Origin of the sequence: Arthrobacter sp. YAF17 (genome assembly GCF_052113365.1) — a bacterium.
In the GTDB taxonomy this organism is placed as follows: Bacteria; Actinomycetota; Actinomycetes; order Actinomycetales; family Micrococcaceae; genus Arthrobacter.
Genome location: NZ_JBFRDB010000047.1, coordinates 1 through 2,738 on the forward strand (window position 1 = coordinate 1; position 2,738 = coordinate 2,738).

The following is a 2,738-nucleotide window of genomic DNA, read 5'->3' on the forward strand; positions in this document are numbered from 1 at the left end:
CCACAGCGCCGATGGTACTGCACCCGGGAGGGTGTGGGAGAGTAGGTCACCGCCGGAACATCATTACACGGTCGAGAGCCCCAACCACAGGTTGGGGCTCTCCCGCATTTAACCCACAAAACCAATATGGGCCACCCGCAGCGCGGCCCCATCACGGGCCGGACACCGCTCAGCGGGGGAACTTCCGGCTGTGAATCCAAGCCAGGAGCTCGAGGACGAGCCCTCCGCCAACCGCGGCCACGAGAGCTGCCCGCAACAAATCCGCCGGCGGCCAGGCCAGATGGAAAAACTCCTGGGCCAACGGCAGGTTGAGCAGGATGACGAGACTGGCGCACATCGCCAGCACTACCGCCAACTTCCTTGCGTCGAGCGGTCGGGAGACTACCGTGAGGATCCACAACCCGAGCACAGACAGGGTAAGGACCGATGCGGACTGCAGCGGCTCCGGCCCGGCGTCGGCAGCTCCGCTGGAAGTCGCGTACAGGTTCAACCCCAGCAGGGCACCCGTGACGATGAGCCCGGCGGGGATCGCGAAGGACAGGGACCGGCGCAGGAACCCCGGCCGGTAGCGGCGGGTATTGGCCATCAGGGCCAGGAAGAAGGAGGGGATGCCGATCGTCAGGCCGTCGGTGAAGGACAGCTGGCGGGGCAGGAACGGAAACTGCAGGTTGAGGAGCCCGAAGCTGACTGCGATCGCGATCGAATAGGCCGTCTTGCTGAGGAACAGCTTGGACACCCGCTCGATGTTGGCTATCACCCGGCGGCCCTCCGCGACCACCCCGGGCAGCCGATCGAAGCGTCCGTCCAACAGCACCAGCCGGGCCACGGCCTTCGTGGCCGGTGCCGCCGAGTTCATGGCTATGCCAAGGTCCGCCTCCTTCAGTGCCAGGACATCGTTGACGCCGTCGCCTGTCATTGCGACCGTATGCCCCCGGCGCTGAAGTGCTCCCACCATGTCCTTCTTCTGGTGCGGACTCACCCGGCCGAAGACCGTGTTGTCGCCCATGACCTCTTCAAGACGTTGGGGATCCTCGGGGAGTTTCCGGGCATCGTAGCCATCGCCGATGTCCAGGCCCACGCTGCGTGCAATCGCCGCGACGGTCCGGGGATCGTCTCCCGAGATGATTTTCAGCTCCACACCCTCATCGCGGAAGTACTCGAGTGTTTGCCGGGCATCGGGGCGGATCTGTTCCCGGAACGTGAGCACAACTACAGGATTCACTTTTGCCGGCAACGTCGGGTCGTTGGCAGTGATGGTGGTGCCGTCTGCGTAGGCGAGCAGAACCGTCCGCAGTCCGGAAGCGGCGAGCCGGCCGGCCCTGTCCAGGACGGCGCCCGTCGCCGGACCCGTTCCAGCGCCGCCAGGTCTGGCCGCAAGAACCACTTCAGGGGCGCCGAGGATCCAGGAACGCCGGCGTGGACCCCCGCCGTCGAACGTCACGGAGCTCCACTTCCGGGCGGAAGAGAACGGAACCGATGAGACCGCCGGCGTGCCGCCGTCGTGCTCAAAATCCGACTCAAGGCAACGCGACGTGGCGTTTGCCTCCGGATCCGCGGCGAACCACCCCAACGCGTGCTCCCAGCCAGGCTCGGCCGGTTCGGCCAGCTCATGCACGCCGTCAAAAATGATTCGGCCTTCGGTGAGGGTCCCGGTCTTGTCCAGGCAGAGGACATCGACGCGGGCCAGGCCCTCGACCGCGGCCAGCTCCTGGACGAGAACCTTGTTCCCGGCCAGCCGGACCCCGCCTACGGCGAATGCCACGCTCGAAAGCAGGACCAACCCCAACGGAATCATGGCGATCACGCTCGCAATCACCCCCACCATGGCGGATGTCCAGGCGCCGCTCGCGATGGCTTCCTGCCAGCCGCCCCTGGACTGCATCTCACCGTTGGCAACGATGAGCGCGACCGGCAACAGCGCCCAGGTGAGCCAGCGCAAGATCCGATTGAGGCTGTTGCGGATCTCCGAGTTCACCAGCGAGAACCGTTTCGCGTCAGCGGCGAGCTTGCTCGAAAAGGATTCAGCGCCCACCCGGACCACCCGGGCGGTGCCCCGGCCGGCGACAATGATCGAGCCGGAGAGCACCTCCGCCCCCGCCTCCTTATCCACGGGATCCGACTCCCCGGTGAGGAGTGATTCATCGGACTCCAGCCCTCCGCTCTCAAGGACGGAGGCATCGGCCGTGACCTGGTCCCCGGCCCGCAGGACCAGGACATCGTCAAGCACGACGTCGGCGGTCGGGATCTCCTGTACGGACCCGTCACGCAGGACCCGGGCCAGCGGGGCCTCGAGGACGGCGAGGCGGTCCAGGGAACGCTTGGCGCGGTACTCCTGCACAACGCCGATGACGGCGTTGCCGACAGCCGCCAAGCCAAAGAGCGCGTCCTGCCAGCTGCCCAGCAGGAGCAGGAAGATAAAGCTCGTGCCGACGATCGCGTTGAACAGAGTCAGCACGTTGGCGCGGACGATCTCCCAAAGGCTCCGGCTGGTCGCGTCGGGCACGCGGTTGTCCAGGCCGCTGCTCATCCGGTAGGCGACGTCGCCACGGGACAGGCCGGCGGCGGCAGGTCCGGACACGCGCCGATGAACCACCTCTGGTCTATGACGCCGGTGTTCTGCCATCACCTCCTGATCGTAACGGGGCGTGCTGCGAAATGCAGGTGATGCAGCCCACAGGAATGACTTTCCGGGGTTTGTGGGTGCAGTAGGACCTCGGAGGCGATGATTTCGGTGTGGG

At 66.2% G+C, this 2,738-nt stretch carries 1 protein-coding gene; it reads right to left on the reverse strand.

Going from position 1 to position 2,738, the window contains the following annotated elements; all coding sequences use genetic code 11:
* Positions 1 to 169 precede the first annotated feature (169 nt).
* A complete protein-coding gene (locus AB4Y67_RS18960) occupies positions 170 to 2,623 on the reverse strand; it encodes an HAD-IC family P-type ATPase (RefSeq protein WP_441407301.1) in 2,454 nt (817 codons plus the stop codon).
* Positions 2,624 to 2,738: the final 115 nt, after the last annotated feature.

Bases quoted from the DNA above. Each gene is read 5' to 3' on its own strand.
- AB4Y67_RS18960 (WP_441407301.1), bottom strand. From the start codon at position 2,623: ATGGCAGAACACCGGCGTCATAGACCAGAGGTGGTTCATCGGCGCGTG.